Origin of the sequence: Bifidobacterium amazonense, assembly GCF_018555435.2 — a bacterium.
Lineage (GTDB): Bacteria > Actinomycetota > Actinomycetes > Actinomycetales > Bifidobacteriaceae > Bifidobacterium > Bifidobacterium amazonense.
In genome coordinates, this window is record NZ_JAFEJT020000008.1 from 37,770 (window position 1) to 53,148 (window position 15,379).

The window sequence follows — 15,379 nt, forward strand, 5'->3', positions numbered from 1 at the left end:
CGATCACGCCGCCTCACGATTGAAACAAGGAGTGACATGCCAGGAGCAAACCTCACCCGCATCGAAGCCGAAGAGCGCAAGGCCGTCGTCGCGGCGCCCATCCACTACGCCGTCTCGCTCGACCTGACCGTCGGCGCGAAGAACTTCGGATCCACCGCCGTCATCACGTTCGACGCCAAGCCGGGCGCCTCCACCTTCCTCGACCTGATCGCCGACGAAGTGTCCGAAATCACGCTCAACGGCGTCGCCCTCGACCCGGCCATGGCCTACGCCGACAGTCGTATCGAACTGACCGACCTCAAGGAGCACAACGAGGTCGTCGTCAAGGCGCTGTGCCGCTACTCCAACACCGGCGAGGGCCTGCACCGCTCCGTCGACCCGTCCGACGGCAACGTCTATCTGTACTCCCAGTTCGAAGTACCGGACGCGCGCCGCGTCTACGCCGTGTTCGACCAGCCCGACCTCAAGGCCACGTTCGACTTCGACGTGCTCGCCGCCTCCAGCTGGATCGTCACCTCGAACATGCCGGTCAAGTCCGTCGACGCGACCGACCGCACCACCGAGGACGGCACGCTCGGCGACCATGAGGCCGAAGCCGTCAAGCACTGGACGTTCGAGACCACGCCGGTCATGAGCTCCTACCTGACCGCGATCTGCGCCGGCCCGTACGCCGAATGGCACACCGCCTACCGCAACGAGGACGGCCGCGTCGTGCCGATGGCCCAGTACTGCCGCCGCTCGCTCGCCGACGCGTTCGCCAAGGACGTCGACTACCTGTTCGACATCACCAAGAAGGGCTTCGCGTTCTACGACAAGACGTGGGGCGTGCCCTACCCGTACGCCAAGTTCGACCAGATCTACGTGCCCGAGTACAACGCGGGCGCGATGGAGAACATCGGCATGGTCACCATCCGCGACTCCTACGTGTTCGATTCGAAGGTCACCGACGCGCTCGCCGAACGCCGCGTCGTCACCGTGCTGCACGAGCTCGCCCACATGTGGTTCGGCGACTACGTGACGATGAAGTGGTGGAACGACCTGTGGCTCAACGAGTCGTTCGCCGAGTTCACGTCCACGCTCGCCACCGCCGAGGCGACCGAATGGCACGACGCGTGGGCCACGTTCTGCTCCGGCGAGAAGAGCTGGGCGCTGCGCCAGGACCAGCTGTCCACCACGCACCCGATCGTCGCCCCGATCAACGACCTCAACGACACGTACGTCAACTTCGACGGCATCACCTACGCCAAGGGCGCCTCCGTCTTGAAGCAGCTCGCGTTCTACGTGGGCCGCGAGAAGTTCTTCAAGGGCATCAACGCGTATCTCAACAAGCACGCGTACTCCAACGCGACCCTCGCCGACCTGCTGGGCGAGCTGGAGCTCACCTCCGGCCGCGACCTGAAGGCGTGGAGCGCCCAGTGGCTCGAACAGTCCGGCATCAACACGATCGCCACCGAGGTCGAGACCGCGGCCGACGGCACGATCGAATCGCTCACGCTCAAGCAGAGCGCGCCGATCGAGCACCCGGTGCTGCGTTCGCACCGTCTCGCCGTCGGCTTCTACGACGAGGATCCGGCCACCGGCAGGATCGTGCGCACCGACCGTTTCGAACTCGACGTCGACGGCGAGGAGACGTCCGTCGCCGCGGCCGCGGGCCGCAGGCGTCCGGCGCTCATCCTCGTGAACGACGATGACCTGACGTACACCAAGCTGCGCTTCGACGACGCGTCGCTCGCGTTCGCGATCGAGAACCTGCACCGTTTCGACGACGCGCTCGCCCGCGCCGTGATCTGGCTCGCGCTGTGGGACATGACCCGCGACGGCGAACTGGCCGCCGCCGAGTTCGTCGACACCACGCTGCGACTGCTCGCCACCGAAACAGAGTCGACCACGTTCCGCTACGCGCTCGGCTGCATGAGCACCGCCGCATGGCACTACACCGCGCCGGCCTCCCGCGCCGAGGTCATCGAGCATGTGGCCGCCGAACTGTGGAAGCTCGCCTCCGCCGCGCCGGCCGGCTCCGACCAGCAGTTCCAGCTCGCCACCGCCTACCTCGGCTACGGCGAGGAGGGCGACGAGGCGTTCGCCGCCAACGCGAAGGGCCTGCTCGACGGCACGGTCAAGCTCGACGGCCTTGAGATCGACAACAACTTCAGCTGGACGCTCGTCAACGCGCTCGCCTCGGTGAACGTGTTCGACGAGGCCGACATCGACGCGCAGCTCGCCAAGCGCGACACCACCGAGAACCGCGAGTTCGCCTACGGCGCCCGCGCGGTGCGCGGCACGGCCGACGCGAAGGCGTGGGCGTGGGACCAGGCGCTCAACAACGACGAGCTGACCAACTCGCAGCTCGAGGCCGTGGCCCGTGGATTCGCCGCCACCCCGCGCGCCGATCTGGCCCAGCCGTACGCGGAGCAGTACTTCGCGACCGTCGACTGGATCTGGGAGCACAAGACGTTCCACATGGCCGAGGCGCTGCTCGAGGGTCTGTACCCGATCTACGCCGACCCGGCCACGCTCGTCGAGCTCGGCAACGCGTGGCTGTCCAGCCACGAGACCGCCGACAACGCGCTGCAGCGCATCATCCGCGGCAACGTGGAATCCTCGCAGCGCACCCTCAAGGTCCGCGACTTCAACGCGGCGCTGTAAGGCGCACGACGGTCGGGGCCGCTTCGGCGGCCCATGACGCGAGAGCGGCCTGTGACATGAAGCGGCCTGCGCCGCGCGACAAATCCGGGATACGAGGCCACTCGTCCCGGATTTGTTGCATTGAGGGCCGGTCAATGCAAGGAATCCGGGAAACCGGGGCTGATCTCCCGGATTCCTTGCGCTTAGGCCCAGTCAGCGCAACGAATCCGGGAACCGGGCGTTTTTCGATTCCGCGTCGATGCCGGCATCGGCCGCCCGGACCGGTGAAAGGCCGGCCGTTCGAACGAAATGCGAGGAAAACGGGCAGTGTTGCGCGTGGGGGAGTGACGGGGACGGGCCGGTTGGGTACGATGGGTTGCGGTAAACGACCACTCATGGGTAGAGGAAGTATCGACATGCCGAAGATGTTTGGAACCGATGGTGTACGAGGATTGGCGAACCGCGACCTGACCGCAAGGCTCGCGCTCGATCTGGGAGACGCGGCCGTGCGCGTGCTCGGCAAGGCCGGCGCCCGCGACGAGAACCAGCCGGAGGGACGCCGCCGCGCGCTCGTGGGCCGCGACACGCGTGTGTCCGGCGACTTCCTCGCCTCCGCGCTGTCCGCGGGCATGTCCGCCGGCGGCTTCGACGTGATCGACGCGGGCATCATCCCCACGCCGGGCGTCGCCTACCTGACCAGCGTGCTCAACGTCGAGATGGGCGCCGTCATCTCCGCCTCCCACAACCCGATGCCCGACAACGGCATCAAGTTCTTCGCCCGCGGCGGCTTCAAGCTGCCCGACGCCAAGGAGGACGAGATCGAGGCCGTGCTCGGCCAGGACTGGGAGCGTCCGACCGGCGCCGGCGTCGGCCGCGTCAGCCACGACACGGTGACCGCCACCAACCTGTACATCGACCATCTGGTCTCCACCATCGCCCCGCTCAACCCGGACAAGACCCAGCCCAAGCCGCTCAAGGGCCTCAAGATCGTGGCCGACTGCGCCAACGGCGCCACCTCCGTGGTCGCCCCCGAGGCGCTGCGTCGCGCCGGCGCCGAGGTCATGGTCATCAACGCCTCGCCGGACGGATACAACATCAACAAGCACGCCGGCTCCACGCACCCCGAGCAGCTGCAGGCCATGGTCAAGGCCACCGACGCGGTGATGGGCGTCGCGTTCGACGGCGACGCCGACCGCTGCCTCGCGGTCGACGAGGACGGCAACATGGTCAACGGCGATCAGATCATGGGCATCCTCGCCCGTGCCAAGAAGGAAGCCGGCAAGCTCGCCGACAACACGCTCGTCGTCACCGTCATGAGCAACCTCGGTTTGAAGCTCGCCCTGCGCGACATGGGCATCAAGACCGTGCAGACCGCCGTCGGCGACCGCTACGTGCTCGAGGAGATGCTGCGCGGCGGCTACACGCTCGGCGGCGAACAGTCCGGCCACGTCATCAACCGCGAATTCGCCACCACCGGCGACGGCACGCTCACCGCGCTCACCCTGTGCAACGAGGTCGTCCGCTCCGGCAAGAGCCTCAAGGAGCTCGCCGCCGACTTCCCGCAGCTGCCGCAGACGCTCGTCAACGTGCCGAACGTCGACAAGATGGCCGCCACCACCAACGCGAAGGTGCAGGCCGCCGTCGAACGCGAGGAGAAGCTGCTCGGCGACACCGGCCGTGTGCTGCTGCGCCCCTCCGGCACCGAGCCGCTCGTGCGCGTCATGGCCGAGGCCGCCACGCAGGAGCAGGCCGACGAGGTGTGCGCCCGCCTCGCCAAGGTCGTCGCCGACGAGCTTGCCCTGTAACCCGACCGGTCGTCATCGAAATCATCAGCTCCCGTACAAGGAACACCACGAATATGTTTGGAAAGAACTCCAAAGTCGACATCGAACTCAACCGCGCCGTCGAACAGCTCATCAAAACCGGCGGCAAGGAGCACATCCTGCCGATTGTGCAGGCCGGCGAGCCCGTCCTGCGCCAGGAAACCGCGCCGTATGCCGGCCAGCTGAGCCGCAAGACGCTCGACAAGCTCATCGACACCATGCACACCACCATGCTCGAAGCGCCCGGCGTCGGTCTCGCCGCCACGCAGATCGGCCTCGGCCTCGCGCTCGCCGTCGTCGAGGACCATGTGCGCGACGACGAGGACGATCCGCGTGAAATCGCCGAATTCCCGTTCCACGTCATCATCAACCCCAGCTACGAGCCGGCCGGCGAGGAGACCCGCAGCTTCTACGAAGGCTGCCTGAGCTTCGACGGCTATCAGGCCGTGCGCAGGCGCTGGCTTGACATCACCGCCCGCTGGCAGGACGAGGACGGCAAACAGCACGAGGAGCATCTGCACGGCTGGCCGGCCCGCATCTTCCAGCACGAGACCGACCATCTGAGCGGCGAACTGTACATCGACAAGGCCGAGATCCGCTCGCTCGCCACCACCGAGAACCTCGAGGACCTGTGGGCCGAGGATCCGGTGCCCACCGAGGCCGCCGAAGAGCTCGGATTCGACCTGTGAACGCTGCCGGTCCGCGATCCGTGGGCACGACGCGCCCCGGACTGGAATGGCTCGAATCAGCCAAGGACGACATCGGCATGTGGTCCGCCACCATGCCGAAGGACGCCGACGGGCGTGCGATCGACTGGAACTGGATCCGCTCGCTCGACCTCGCCGTCGGCGTAGGCCGCGCGTCCGACGACGATCTTGAACCGGGAGCCGCATCCGACCTGCACGATCTGATCGCACGCGACTACGCCGTACGCGACCGGCTCGAGCCGGTCATCGCGCAGTGCAGCACCGCGTTCATGACCGACTTCGACCGCATCATCTCGTCCTACCGTCTGCCGCGCGCGCTCGCCTACGCCAACCGGCGTCTCAACGACGAAATCGCGCTGCTCATCGAACGCGGCGTCGCCGAAGGCCGCTGGACCGTGACCGAAGAACGCCGCCGACGCACCACCGTGCCCGTCCTGCACGCCACGGACGGCAACGATGCGGCGCTCGCCGACATCCAGGACCGCAGCGCCGACGTCGCGAACGCGCGCGCCGACCGTCGCGGCAGACAGCGCGAGCAGGAACGGGCCGGACGACGCGACATGCTGCGCGCCAACCTCGGCGGCGCCACGTCGCAGGCCGGTTCGGCCACGCTGTTCGGCGGCGGCGATCCGACGCGCAACGATCGATCTCCGCGTGCCGACTCCGAGGCGAGACTGCGTGACTATCGTCGGCCCGACTGGCGCGACGCCTACCTGCCCGGCCGCGACGTCGACGCCGTCATGGGCATCGACATCGAGACCACCGGCATCGATCCGGCCCGCGTGTACATCATCGACGTCGGCTTCGAATTCATGAACATGGCGTCGGACGCCCCCGCGCAGGGAAACGCCTACCGGTACGAGCAGGACTACTACGAGGCCGGCGACGCCTACGGGCAGTCGCGGCTCGCATTCGGCGTGCCCGCACGCGCCGCGCGGCTCGACAACAAGGTCATCCGCGACCTGACCGGCATCGACGTGCGCGAACGCGGCCCCGCAAGCGGCCTGCGACTGTTCGAAGAATGGCCCGCCGCCCAGCAGGGGCTCCTGCGCCGCCTCGAGGCGCAGCCGTACGTGGCGCACAACGCGACGTTCGAACACGGGTTCTTCATGCTCAACGTCGCCGGATATGCGGAAAGCTACCGTGCCGGCAACATCACCATCATCGACACCATGCCGATGAGCAAACGCTGGGATCCCGGCTCCGAACCCGACGACGAGCACCCGTACGGCGACAACAAGCTCGACTCATACGCCAAACGGCAGGGCGCGCTGTCCGCGGAGCACAACGAACGGCATCTCGGCCTCGAAGACGCGCACATCATGCTCGTGGCGATGAAGCATCATCTCCGAGAACTGCGCGCCGAAGGACGCGGACCATGGGGATCGGGCGGCGTCGGCGGCGTCGGCGGCAAACGCTGCGGACGCCGGCGCTGACGAGCTGACGGCCCGGCGCGCGGCAATCGGCGGCAACGCCGCCACGCTCCTCGCACAGGCATGCCTATAATGACTCGCGGCGGTCGACCCGAAGCCGGGCGGCCAGCCGCAAGTCATTACAGACAACCCAAGAGGAAGAACATGTCCGAACCCAACGGTGCGCACGGCAACGCCGGCGCAACCACAGACAACGCAACCGCAGCAACCACCGACGCCAGCCTTGAAAACCGCGCCAAAACCCCGAACCACGGCCCCACATGGTGGCTGTGGACCGTCATCGCCGTCATCGTCGTCGCGGCCATCGCCATCGGCGTCAACCTCGTCAAACCCAAGACGGACGCGCAAGGCAACCCATCCACCGTCGAAACCGGCGGCAAGACGGCCGACACCGTCACCATCGGCCTCAAACTCGCCCCCACCAACCTCGACATCCGCAACACGTCCGGCTCCGCGCTCGACCAGATCCTCATCGGCAACGTGTACGAAGGACTCGTCGCCCGCGACGAAAACAACCAGGTCACGCCCGCCATCGCCAAAAGCTGGGACGAAAGCAAGGACGGCCTGACCTACACGTTCCACCTCAACGAGAACATGACGTTCTCCAACGGCGACGCGCTCACCGCCGAAGACGTGAGCTGGTCCATCAACCAGCTCATCAAGAACCAGTACCACGACGCCGACAGCCTCAGCATGGTCAAGTCCGTCGCCGCCGACGACAACGCGAACACCGTGACGATCACGCTCAGCACCGCCAACTCGAACCTGCTGTGGACGCTCACCGGCCGCCCCGGCCTCGTCTTCGACAAGGACGCGACCTACGACGCGAAGACCGAGGCGATCGGCTCCGGCCCGTACACCGTCTCCAAGTTCGTCGCCAACGATTCGATCACGCTCAAGGCCAACCCGAAGTACTGGGGCACGCACAAGGCCAAGACGCAGACCGTCATCGTCAAATACCTCGCCGACGACAACGCGGCCGTCAACGCGCTCAAATCCGGCGACGTGCAGGTACTCGCGCCCATCACCGAAAACCTCGCATCGCCGTTCACCTCCGATAGCGAGCATTACACCGTCAAGGCCGGCGACGACACCGACAAGTACGTGATGGCGTTCAACTCCAAGGGCAAGAACACGTCCGACAAGCGCGTGCGCCAGGCCATCCGCTACGCCATCGACCACGACGAGCTCATCGCCTCGCGCGGCGGCGCCGACAAGGCACTCGGCGGACCCATCCCGTCCCTCGACCCCGGCTACGAGGACCTGACCGGCCTCTACCCGCACGATGAAGCCAAGGCCAAGGCGCTCATGCAGGAGGCCGGCTACAGCACCGACAAGCCGCTCACGCTCACCCTCACCTACGCGAACATCTACGGCACCGAACTCGGCGACCAGCTGCGCTCGCAGCTCGCCAGGATCGGCATCGACCTCAAGGTCAACGTCGTCGAATTCTCCACCTGGCTGCAGGACGTGTACACGAACAAGGACTACGACATCTCGCTCGTCGACCACAACGAAAGCCACGACTTCTACCAGTGGGCCGACCCGACCTACTACTACAACTACGACAACGCCGAAGTGCAGAAGCTGTACGCGCAGGCGATCGCCGCCACCAGCGACGACCAGCGCGACGAACTGCTCGCCAAGGCCGCCAAGCTCGTCTCCGAGGACGCGCCCGCCGACTGGCTGTTCAACTACCGCGTCACCACCGCATGGGCGAACGGCGTGTCCGGCTTCCCGGTCAACCTCAACCAGACCCTCCTGCCGCTCTACGACGTCACCTACACGAAGTAGTTCGTCGTTGTAACGGGGATATCCTGTTCCAGCGTTGGCCGCGTGAGGCTGGGATGTCCTATTCCCGACACGCTCCGGGCCGCTCGGCCAAGTCATACGGTCGGAAACAGGACATCCCAGCCTCACGCTCGTTACGTTGTTATGTCGCGTTGATGTAAGGAAGTGATATGCGATTCGTTGTTCGCAGGTTGCTGCTGTTTGCGGCGGCGCTGTTCGGCGTGTCCGTCGTCGTGTTCGCGGCGCTGCGCGTGCTGCCGGGCGACGTCGCGTCGGTGATGGCGGGACTCAACTCGCCGGCCTCGCGCGTCGAGGCGCTGCGCGAACAGTTCGGATTGAACCGGCCGCTGCCCGTGCAGTACATCGACTGGGCGGGTGGATTGCTGCGCGGCGACTTCGGCACGTCGATCCTGACCGGCCGGTCCGTCACGTCGCTGATCGCCGCACGCGCGTCGATCACGTTCCCGCTCATCGTGCTCGGCCTGCTCATCGCGATCGCGATCGGCGTGCCGCTCGGCGTCGCGGCGACGCTCGCACGCTCGTCCGCGGCCCGTACCGCGTTCCACGTCGCCGGACTGATCGGCGGTGCGATTCCCGCATTGTGGGGCGGACTGCTGCTCATCCTGCTGTTCTCGCGCGGCACCGGACTCATCGGACTGTTCCCCTCGCAGGGCTTCCCGCTCGACGGATGGGCCGCGCCCGGACAGGCCATCTGGTCGCTGATCCTGCCGGCGCTCACCGTCGGCATCATCGTCGGCGCGTCGCTGATGCGCTACACGCGTTCGGCGCTCGGCGACATCGCCGGATCCGGGCGCATCGACATGGCCATGGCCTGCGGCATGACGCGCGCGCAGGCCGTGATCGGCGTCGGACTGCGACTCGCCATGCCGCAGCTCGTCTCGGTCATCGGCCTCACGTTCGCGGAAATGATCACCGGCGTCATGGTCATTGAGAACCTGTTCGCCCTGCCCGGCATCGGCTCGGGACTGGTCACCGACGTGGGCAACCGCGACCTGATCGCCGTACAGAGCGAACTGTTCATGCTCGCCGCGTTCTTCCTGCTGGTCGGCCTGATCGTCGACCTGCTGCACCGCGCGCTCGACCCGCGGCTGGCAACGGCAGCGGACGCTTCGGAGGTGACCGCATGACATCCGACAAGACATCGCGCACGTCGCACACGGCCGCACAGGCGACCGTTCGCGTGAACGCCAACGTACCGGCCGGTCCGACGGCTGCGATCGTGCTGCACGGCATGTGGCGGCGCGGCGAAGGCAAATTCTCGATCATCGTGCTCGGACTATGGCTCATCGTCGCGTTCGTCTCGCTGTTCTGGACGCCGCAGCCGCTGCTCGCCACCGACGGGTACCACGTGTGGGCCACGCCGTCCGCCGCGCACTGGCTCGGCACCGACGGTACCGGCGCGGACGTGCTCAGCTGGCTCATGGCCGGCTCGCGCACCAACCTGCTCATCGTCGTGCTCACCGTCCTGTTCGCCGCGGCGTTCGGCCTGCTGCTCGTCGCCGCGATGGTCGCGCGCAACGGCACGCTCGCCGGCGCGAGCGTGGTCGTCGTCGACGCGCTCATCTCGATCCCGACCGTGCTGCTCGCGCTGATCCTCGCCGTGCCGCTCGGTGCGTCCGTCACCGTGATCGTCGTCGCCTGCGGCTTCGGCTACGGGCTGAACCTGGCACGCGTCGCACGGCCCGCCGCGCTGCTCGCTGCACGGTCGTCGTACGTCGAAGCGGCGCTCGCCTCCGGCGCGTCCGGCTGGTGGACGTTCGTGCGGCATATCGTGCCTAACACGCTGCCGGTGTTGCTCGTGCAGCTGTCGCTGTCCGCGGGAACGGCGGTATTGGCCGAAAGCGGGCTCACGTATCTGGGCATCGGCGTGCCGAGCGGCGTGCCGAGCTGGGGGCATTCGCTGGCCACGTCGGTCAAGTTCATCAACGTGTACCCGCTGACCGTGCTGTGGCCGGGACTGATCGTCACGGTGGTAGTCGTCGCGCTCAACGTGTTCGGCGATGTGCTGCGCGACGCGGTTGATCCGATGGTCAATGCGGAGTTGCGTGATGGTGCTGCGGGTGCGGACTGCGACGGCGGTACGTTGTCCGACCCGCTCCGGGCCGCTCGGCCGAGTCATACGGTCGGACAACGTACCGCCGTCTCCGTCCGAGGGACGGCGGATACGGACGTTGCGGGGAGGCGATCGGCGTGAGCGTTGAGATTCGTGGACTGAACGTGGCGATCGGCGGGAAGACGATTGTGCGCGACGTCGATCTGAACGTCGGCGACGGGGAACGCGTCGGGCTGGTCGGCTCGTCCGGGTCGGGCAAGTCGATGATCTCGCGCTCGATCATGGGACTGCTGCCGGCGAACGCACATGTGTCCGGATCGATCAGGGTCGGCGACAGGCAGGTCGTCGGCATGCGTGACGCGGAACTGGCCGATCTGCGCGGACGGTACATGGGCATGGTGTTCCAGAATCCGGCCGCGTCGCTCAATCCGGTGACGACGGTCGCGCGGCAGATCGCATTGCCGTTGCGTCTGCACTATGACCTGACGAAAACCGAACGGCTCGACCGCGTGCGCGCGATGATCGCCAAGGTCGGTCTGCCGGACGACGTGCTCGGCAAATACCCGCATCAGCTCTCCGGCGGTCAACAGCAGCGCGTCGGCATCGCGACCGCGCTGATCACGTCGCCGCGGTTCATCATCGCCGACGAGCCGACCACGGCGCTCGACTCGATCGTCCAACGGCAGATCGTCGACCTGCTCGTCTCGCTCGTCGACGACGCGGGCGCGTCCATGCTGTTCATCACGCACGACTTCGCCGTGCTCGCCCACGCGACCACCCGCTGCTATGTGCTCGACGGCGGCCGCATCGCCGATTCGGGCGACACCGCGGCGCTGCTCGACCATCCGTCCACGACGCAGACCGACCGACTCGTCTCCGCCGCCCGTACCCTGTCCCTTGTCGAAAGCGGGGAGGCGTGATGACCGTTCCCATTCTTTCCGTCCGTAATGTCAGCAAGTATTTCGGGCGGCGCGCCGATCGCCGTCAGGTGCTGTTCGACGTGTCCGCCGACGTGTACCCGGGCGAATGCCTTGCCGTGATCGGCGGCTCCGGTTCGGGCAAATCCACGCTGACCCGCATCATGCTTGGTCTTGAGACCGCCGACTCCGGTACGGTCACCTATGCCGGCGGCGACATTCGCCGGGAATCCGGGCTCGTGTTCCAGGATCCGTTCTCATCGCTCGATCCGCGCTGGCGCGTGGCCCGGTCGGTCGCGGAACCGTTGCGCATCCAGCGTCGAGACCTGTCCCGCGACGAGATCGATGCCCGGGCCGCCGAGGCGTTGCGCACGGTCGGCCTCGATCCGGCCGTGTTCCTCGGCCGGTATCCGATCGACCTGTCGGGCGGGCAGGCGCAGCGTGTCGCCATCGCGCGCGCGATCGTGAACGAGCCGCGCGTCATCCTCGCCGACGAACCGATGAGCGCCATCGACGTGGCCGCGCGCATCCAGATCCTCGACGCCTTCGCCGCCATTCGTGAAACACGTCGTGAAACGGCGTTGGTCATGGTGTCGCACGATCTCGGCGTCGTGCAGCACATCGCCGACCGCATCCTCGTGCTGCACGACGGCCGCGTCGAGGAATGCGGCCCGACCGCCTCCGTGCTCGGCGACTCGCAGTCCGCCTACGCGCGCGAGCTCATCGCCGCCGCCTCGCTGTGACGGGCCCGGTCAGTTGGCGACGTTGAACTCGCCGCCGGCGAAGAACGAGCGGACCGATTCGACGACCTGACGGGTCAGACCCACGTACGCCTCGTCGTTGCGCCATGCGACGTGCGGGGTGAGGACGATGCCCGGCACACGACGCAGCGGATCGTCGGCCGGCAGCGGCTCGCGCTCGTACACGTCGAGCGCCGCACGGACGTCGCCGCGCAGCAGACGCGCGGTCAGCGCGCCCGGTTCGATGATCTCGGCGCGGGCCGTGTTGACGAACAGCGTGCCGGGGCGCATCCGGTCGAGCTCGCGGATCGTGACGATGCCGGCCGTCTGATCGAGCAGCGGCAGATGCAGGCTGACGATGTCCGCGCGTTCCATCAGGTCGCCCATGTCGTCGACCAGATCCACGCCGAGCCCGGCCGCGGCCATCGGATCGACATGCGAGTTCCAAACGGCCACATGCATGCCGAAGCCGTTCGCGATGCGCGCCACGGCCTGTCCGATGCCGCCGAAGCCGACCAGGCCGATCGTTTTGCCATGCAGCGCGTAGCCGTCCGCGCCCGTCCAGTCGCCGGCCTTCACCTCCCGGTCCAGCCGGCCGACCTCGCGGGCCAACTCCAGCAGCAGCGCGAACGTGTGCTCCGCGACCGCGTGATCGCCGTAGTGGACGATGTTGCATACGCGCACGCCGCGTTCATGGGTCCGGTTCAGGTCGATGTAGCTGGCCACGCCGGTGCCCCGAATGCGAAGCAGCGCACGTGGCCAGCGCCGCCGTCGAATCCGCAGAACCGGTCGAGCATCGGGTCGGGGATGTGGAATCCGATCACCATCACCGCGTCCGCGTCGGCCGTGCGGCTCAGGATCGTCTCCTCGTCCATCGTGCAGTCCGTGTACATGCGCACGCGCGCCACGTCGCGCAACAGCGGCAGGTTCTTCCGGAACGGCTCGACCATCGAGGAGATGACCGTTGGCATCACCGCCAACGGCAGGTCGGTGCGTTCGGGTTGCGTTTCGATGGTGGCTTGGCTGGTGGATGCTGGCTCGATTTCGCTCATGCCCTTCACAGTAGACCCGTTCCATGTCCGACGGCGCCGACGAAACGGTCCGCCGGAATGCGGGCGGGATGGAGCGATGCCGGCGCAGTGCCGGAACGATGCGGAAGACAAGGGGTCGGGGTATACTTGCACGGTTGGAATAGCTGTAATGCTAATTTGATGATTCGGAGAACAATACTATGGCTTTTGGCACCGATCCCCGCCCGCAGGGACTTGCGAATCCGCCGATCGACGATCTGATGGAGCATGCCGATTCGAAGTACGCCCTGGCGATCTTCGCCGCCAAGCGCGCCCGCCAGATCAACTCCTACTTCACCCAGCTCAACGAGGGCCTGCTGCAGAACGTCGGCCCGCTGGTCGAATACCAGAACCAGGAGAAGCCGCTGTCCATCGCGTTCCGCGAGATCAACGACGGTCTGCTCGAGGAGACCCTCGGCGAGGACGATCTGAGCGAAGGCAACTGATCGTCCGGTCATCCGGTCGCCGAACGGTCGTTCGCCGGCCCGATCGCACGGAAAGACGTGGCGCGTCCGCGGAACCGTTCGCATTGCGGACGGTGTCTGTTCGGATGCCGATCTTGGCGGACCGGCGGCGGAGCGCGTTTTGTAAACGATTCAAACCGAACCGCGACGAATTATAACGTATACGCCCCATCGAAAACGGTGCCGGAGACGAAATCCTCCCGGCGCCTCTTCGATGGGGCGTATTATTTTCTGCGTATGACATGTTCTCCCGCCGTCCCGTCGGTGCGGGACGAACGGGGGACACAGGCGGGCAGCAACAAGAGGTGCGATACATGGAACGACGATTGATCTCCGCCGAATCAGTGACCGAGGGGCATCCCGACAAGATCTGCGACCAGATCTCGGATGCCATTCTGGACGATCTGCTCAGGCAGGACATCCACTCGCACGTCGCCGTGGAGACCGTGGCCGGCGTCGGGCAGTTCCTGATCTTCGGCGAGGTCAACAGCGAAGGCTACTGCGAGGTCCAGCACGTCGTGCGCGACGTGGTGCGCCGCATCGGCTACACGAGCAGCGAGGTCGGCCTCGACGCCGACTCGTGTGGCGTGCTCGTCTCGATCACCGGGCAGAGCGCGGAGATCAACCAGGGCGTCTCCCGCCTGAGCCACGAGCAGGAATCCGAGGCCTCCCGCGAGGAGCGCTACGAGGCGCAGGGCGCCGGCGACCAGGGCGTCATGTTCGGCTATGCGACCGACGAGACCGACGTGATGATGCCGCTGCCGATCCATCTGGCCCACCGCCTTGCCTACCGCCTTGCGCAGGTGCGCAAGAGCGGCGAGGTCGCGCATCTGCGCCCGGACGGCAAGACGCAGGTCACCATCGAATACGACGAGAACGACCGCGCCGTGCGTCTCGACACGGTGCTCATCTCCACGCAGCACGACCCCGAAGCCACGCACGACTGGCTCGAGGCTCAGCTGGTCGAGCACGTCATCAAGCCGGTGCTCGATGAGGTGCTCGGCGACAAGGTCGAGCACGACGACTATCGCGTGCTCGTCAACCCGACCGGTTCGTTCGTGCTCGGCGGTCCGGCCGCCGACTCGGGCCTGACCGGCCGCAAGATCATCGTCGACACATACGGCGGCGCCGCCCACCACGGCGGCGGCGCGTTCTCCGGCAAGGACCCGAGCAAGGTCGACCGTTCCGCCGCGTACGCCGCGCGCTGGGTCGCCAAGAACATCGTCGCCGCGGGACTTGCGCACAAGGTCGAGGTGCAGGTCGCGTACGCGATCGGCGTGGCCGACCCGGTGAGCGTGAACGTCGAGACGTACGGCACCGAGATCGGCGGCGTGACCCGCGAACAGATCCAGAAGGCCGTGCGCGAGGTGTTCGACCTGCGTCCGGCCGCGATCATCGACGAGCTCGACCTGCTGCGCCCGATCTACTCGAAGACCGCCTCCTACGGTCACTTCGGCCGCGAGGACAAGGACTTCACCTGGGAGCGCACCGACAAGGCCGACGCGCTCAAGGATGCGATCGAGGCCGAAGCCGAGTGACCCGCCACCGGTCGGGGCGGCTGCATCGGTGCCCATGCCGACGGCCCCGACCGAGTCGACGTGTGCACGTCCGACGTGTGCACGTCCGACGTGTGCACGTCGGGATATAACCAAAATGACAGACTATGGCGCCTGCCGTGAATGTGTTTCGCGGCAGGCGTTTTCGCTACGAGGGAACGCGCGGACGCGGACATGAG

The 15,379-nt window shown here is 66.9% G+C and carries 11 protein-coding genes and 1 pseudogene; 11 read left to right on the forward strand and 1 reads right to left on the reverse strand.

Annotated elements, in window-relative coordinates; translation table 11 throughout:
* The first annotated feature begins 36 nt into the window (after positions 1-36).
* The 9 genes from pepN to JS533_RS03305 all read left to right on the forward strand — a co-directional run bounded on the left by pepN (position 37) and on the right by JS533_RS03305 (position 12,113).
* Positions 37-2,646 carry an aminopeptidase N gene (gene pepN, locus JS533_RS03265; protein ID WP_241513100.1) on the forward strand — a complete coding sequence of 870 codons (2,610 nt, stop codon included), beginning with the start codon at positions 37-39 and terminating at the stop codon, positions 2,644-2,646.
* A 395-nt stretch (positions 2,647-3,041) separates the two neighbouring features.
* Positions 3,042-4,430 (forward strand): phosphoglucosamine mutase, encoded by a 1,389-nt coding sequence (gene glmM / locus JS533_RS03270; RefSeq protein WP_241513101.1) that lies wholly within the window; start codon positions 3,042-3,044, stop codon positions 4,428-4,430.
* Between the two features lie 53 nt (positions 4,431-4,483).
* Positions 4,484-5,137: a peptide deformylase gene (locus JS533_RS03275; protein ID WP_241513102.1), complete on the forward strand. Its 654-nt coding sequence runs from the start codon at positions 4,484-4,486 to the stop codon at positions 5,135-5,137.
* A gap of 77 nt (positions 5,138-5,214) precedes the next feature.
* Positions 5,215-6,591 carry a 3'-5' exonuclease family protein gene (locus JS533_RS03280; RefSeq protein ID WP_241513133.1) on the forward strand — a complete coding sequence of 459 codons (1,377 nt, stop codon included), beginning with the start codon at positions 5,215-5,217 and terminating at the stop codon, positions 6,589-6,591.
* Between the two features lie 141 nt (positions 6,592-6,732).
* Positions 6,733-8,382, forward strand: coding sequence for an ABC transporter substrate-binding protein (locus JS533_RS03285; RefSeq protein ID WP_241513103.1), 1,650 nt, complete (start codon positions 6,733-6,735; stop codon positions 8,380-8,382).
* A gap of 167 nt (positions 8,383-8,549) precedes the next feature.
* Positions 8,550-9,527, forward strand: a complete 978-nt coding sequence (locus JS533_RS03290; RefSeq protein ID WP_241513104.1) for an ABC transporter permease — start codon at positions 8,550-8,552, stop codon at positions 9,525-9,527.
* 104 nt (positions 9,528-9,631) lie between these two features.
* The gene (locus tag JS533_RS03295) at positions 9,632-10,594 is read left to right on the forward strand and encodes an ABC transporter permease (protein WP_241513134.1); all 963 of its coding nucleotides are present in this window, start codon (positions 9,632-9,634) and stop codon (positions 10,592-10,594) included.
* Positions 10,591-11,373, forward strand: coding sequence for an ABC transporter ATP-binding protein (locus JS533_RS03300; protein ID WP_241513105.1), 783 nt, complete (start codon positions 10,591-10,593; stop codon positions 11,371-11,373). The genes JS533_RS03295 and JS533_RS03300 overlap by 4 nt, the downstream gene beginning before the upstream one ends.
* Positions 11,373-12,113 carry an ABC transporter ATP-binding protein gene (locus JS533_RS03305; protein WP_241513106.1) on the forward strand — a complete coding sequence of 247 codons (741 nt, stop codon included), beginning with the start codon at positions 11,373-11,375 and terminating at the stop codon, positions 12,111-12,113. Before JS533_RS03300 ends, JS533_RS03305 begins: the two co-directional genes overlap by 1 nt.
* A gap of 9 nt (positions 12,114-12,122) precedes the next feature.
* Here JS533_RS03305 and JS533_RS03310 read toward each other — a convergent pair.
* A pseudogene (locus JS533_RS03310) lies at positions 12,123-13,162 on the reverse strand (D-2-hydroxyacid dehydrogenase family protein).
* A gap of 179 nt (positions 13,163-13,341) precedes the next feature.
* Between JS533_RS03310 and rpoZ the strand changes: the two are divergent.
* Together rpoZ and metK are read left to right on the forward strand one after the other, a co-directional pair.
* On the forward strand, positions 13,342-13,626 hold the full coding sequence (gene rpoZ / locus JS533_RS03315; protein WP_241513107.1) for a DNA-directed RNA polymerase subunit omega: 285 nt from the start codon (positions 13,342-13,344) through the stop codon (positions 13,624-13,626).
* 332 nt (positions 13,627-13,958) lie between these two features.
* Positions 13,959-15,182 (forward strand): methionine adenosyltransferase, encoded by a 1,224-nt coding sequence (gene metK, locus JS533_RS03320; protein WP_241513108.1) that lies wholly within the window; start codon positions 13,959-13,961, stop codon positions 15,180-15,182.
* Positions 15,183-15,379: the final 197 nt, after the last annotated feature.